The organism is Actinomycetospora sp., assembly GCF_055612215.1.
In genome coordinates this window covers 1-2,435 of sequence record NZ_JBVPVA010000354.1, presented here as the reverse complement: position 1 = coordinate 2,435, position 2,435 = coordinate 1, and the positions used below count along the sequence as shown (strand labels likewise).

The 2,435-nt window shown below is 76.2% G+C and carries 4 protein-coding genes; 3 read left to right on the top strand and 1 reads right to left on the bottom strand.

The genetic code is table 11. From position 1 onward, the window contains the following. Both AC0CYZ_RS10145 and AC0CYZ_RS10140 read left to right on the top strand, forming a co-directional pair. Positions 1–487 (top strand): ferritin-like fold-containing protein (locus AC0CYZ_RS10145; protein ID WP_472214844.1); only part of this gene is annotated, 487 nt, incomplete at its 5' end. 125 nt (positions 488–612) lie between these two features. Continuing rightward, positions 613–843 carry a DUF3107 domain-containing protein gene (locus AC0CYZ_RS10140; RefSeq protein ID WP_472214840.1) on the top strand — a complete coding sequence of 77 codons (231 nt, stop codon included), beginning with the start codon at positions 613–615 and terminating at the stop codon, positions 841–843. Between the two features lie 68 nt (positions 844–911). On the opposite strand, the gene AC0CYZ_RS10135 is transcribed toward AC0CYZ_RS10140, so the two are convergent. Then, on the bottom strand, positions 912–1,544 hold the full coding sequence (locus AC0CYZ_RS10135; RefSeq protein ID WP_472214838.1) for a TetR/AcrR family transcriptional regulator: 633 nt from the start codon (positions 1,542–1,544) through the stop codon (positions 912–914). 185 nt (positions 1,545–1,729) lie between these two features. Between AC0CYZ_RS10135 and AC0CYZ_RS10130 the strand changes: the two genes are divergently transcribed. Then, the coding region (locus tag AC0CYZ_RS10130; RefSeq protein WP_472214836.1) for an alpha/beta fold hydrolase at positions 1,730–2,435 on the top strand (706 nt) is incomplete at its 3' end.

Here is a 2,435-nt window from a genome sequence, read left to right as displayed (position 1 = left end):
CGTCCGGGTCCGGGACCACCTCGCCGCCCGCGGTGTGGACGTGCTCGACGCCATGGAGCCGTTCGTCGCCCGTGTCGACGCCCTGCTGCGCAGCGTGGGCGCCCGCGACTGGCCCGAGGCGCTGGTCGCGACGGCGCTGGGCCGCGGGCTCGTCACCGACCTGCAGGCCGAGGCCCTCGAGGGGCTCACCGGCGCCGAGGCCGACCTGGTCCGTGAGGTCATCCCCGACGCCGGGCACGGGGCGTTCGTCGAGGCGCGGATCCGGGAGGCGTGCGCGGACGAGCAGGTCCACGCGCGCCTGGCGATGTGGGCCCGCCGGCTGCTCGGCGAGGCGCTCGCCGCGGTCGTCGCCGCCTTCGAGGAGCACCCGGGGCTGGCGGCCGTGGTCGACGGCGGGGCGGACGCCGGCACCGCGGCGCGGGCCGCGGTCCTCAAGCGCCTGAAGTCGCGGCACAACAAGCGGGTCTCCGCGCTCGGGCTCTCGTGACGTTCGCCCTGCGCGGACGACGTGGTGGGCGGCCCGCCCGCGTCGGCGATCTGGACTAACCTCCGCGAGCGCACCGGTCGTCGTCAGGCTGACGACCGGGGAGTCGGAGCAGACCGGAGGGTCGCGTGGAGGTCAAGATCGGCGTCGCGGACAGCCCGCGCGAGCTGGTGGTCTCGAGCGGGCAGACGCCCGACGAGGTGTCGGAGCTCGTCGACGGCGCGCTCTCGGGCTCGAGCGGCGTGCTGTCCCTCGAGGACGACAAGGGCCGGCGCTACCTCATCCCGGCCACCCGCATCGCCTACGTGGAGATCGCGCCGTCCGAGGTGCGTCGGGTGGGGTTCGGCGTCGGCGCCTAGGTGGCTTCGCCTTGTGAGCACTATCCCGTGCCATACCGCGGAATAGTGCTCACAAGCGCGGAGCGCCCCTATTCCGGCCGGGGGAACCCGCCGCCGATCCCGCGCCACGCCAGCGTCGACATCAGCGCGATCGCGTCCTCGCGCGGCGGCTGCAGCCCCGCGTCGAGCCAGTAGCGTGCCGCCGTCGTGGACAGCCCGACGAGCCCGACCGCGAGCAGTCGCGCCCGGTCCGGCTCCAGCCCGGCGTCGGCGGTCACGACCTCGGTGACGGCGTCGATGCAGTCCGACGTCGCCCGGTCCACGATCTCGGCGATCTCCGGGGTGGCGCGCGTGTCGGTCTCGAACACCAGCCGCATCGCGCCGTCGCGGGAGGAGACGACGTCGAAGTAGGCCTGCACGGCGGCGTGCACGCGGGCCTTGTTGTCGGTGGTCGAGCGCATCGCGGCGCGCACGGTGCGGACCATCTCGTTGGCCGCGGACTCCACCAGCGCGCGGTAGAGGTCGAGCTTGCCCGGGAAGTGCTGGTACAGCACGGGCTTGCTCACCCCGGCCCGCTCGGCGATCTCGTCCATCGCCGCCGCGTGGTAGCCCTGGGCGCCGAACACCGACCGCGCCGCCGAGAGGAGCTGGGCCCGCCGCTGCGCCCGGGACATGCGAGGGCGGCCCGCCGCCGTCGGCGCCACTGCACCGGTCTCGCTCATCGGTCCGCCTCCCGCCGTGGACTCGCCCGCCGGACCCACGAGTCCGATCGGGACCTCCCCGATCGGTCGACCCTACCGACCGATTCCCGCATGCGCGCCGATCACACGCGGTTCGGGCGCAGTCACGCGATGGACACGCCGGGGTCGGGTTCGCTTCACCTCCCGGACACCTGCATGCTGGTCGGGTGACGATCACCCTGCCCGGACGAGGCCGTCCGCCGGCCGGCGGGTGGTCGGGGTCCGCGCGCCGACGCGGCGCCCCGGGGCCCGGTCCGGCCCCCGCGGCCCCGCTCGCGCCCGCCGACGCGCTCGGCCCCATCGGGGACCCGACGCCGCACTGGCCGGGACGCCACGTCGACGCCGGCGCCGTCCGCCTCCACGTCCGGGAGACCCCCCGGATCCCCGGCCCGGGCGACGACGCGACGGTCGTCTACGTCCACGGGCTCGGCGGGTCGTCGACCAACTGGACCGACCTCGCCGGCGCCCTGTCCTCGCGCTGGCGCGGCCTCGCCGTCGACCTGCCCGGGTTCGGCCGCACCGAGCCGCTGCCCTCGCGCGACTACTCGCTCGGCGCGCACGCCCGCACCGTCGCGGCGTTCCTCGGGACGCTCGACGGCCCGGTGCACCTCGTCGGCAACTCCCTCGGCGGCGCGGTGGCGCTCGCCGTCGCCGCCGACCACCCCGAGATGGTGCGCACGACCACGCTGGTCAGCCCCGCCGTCCCGGACCTGCGGCCCGCCCCGGCGAGGCTCGGCGACGGCAAGATGGCGCTGGCCGCGATCCCGCTGGTCGGGGCGCGCACGCGGCGCGAGCTCGCCGCCGAGGACGCCGGCACGCGCCTGCGCCGCACCATGCGGCTCTGCTACGCCGACCCCGGCTGCGTCAGCGAGG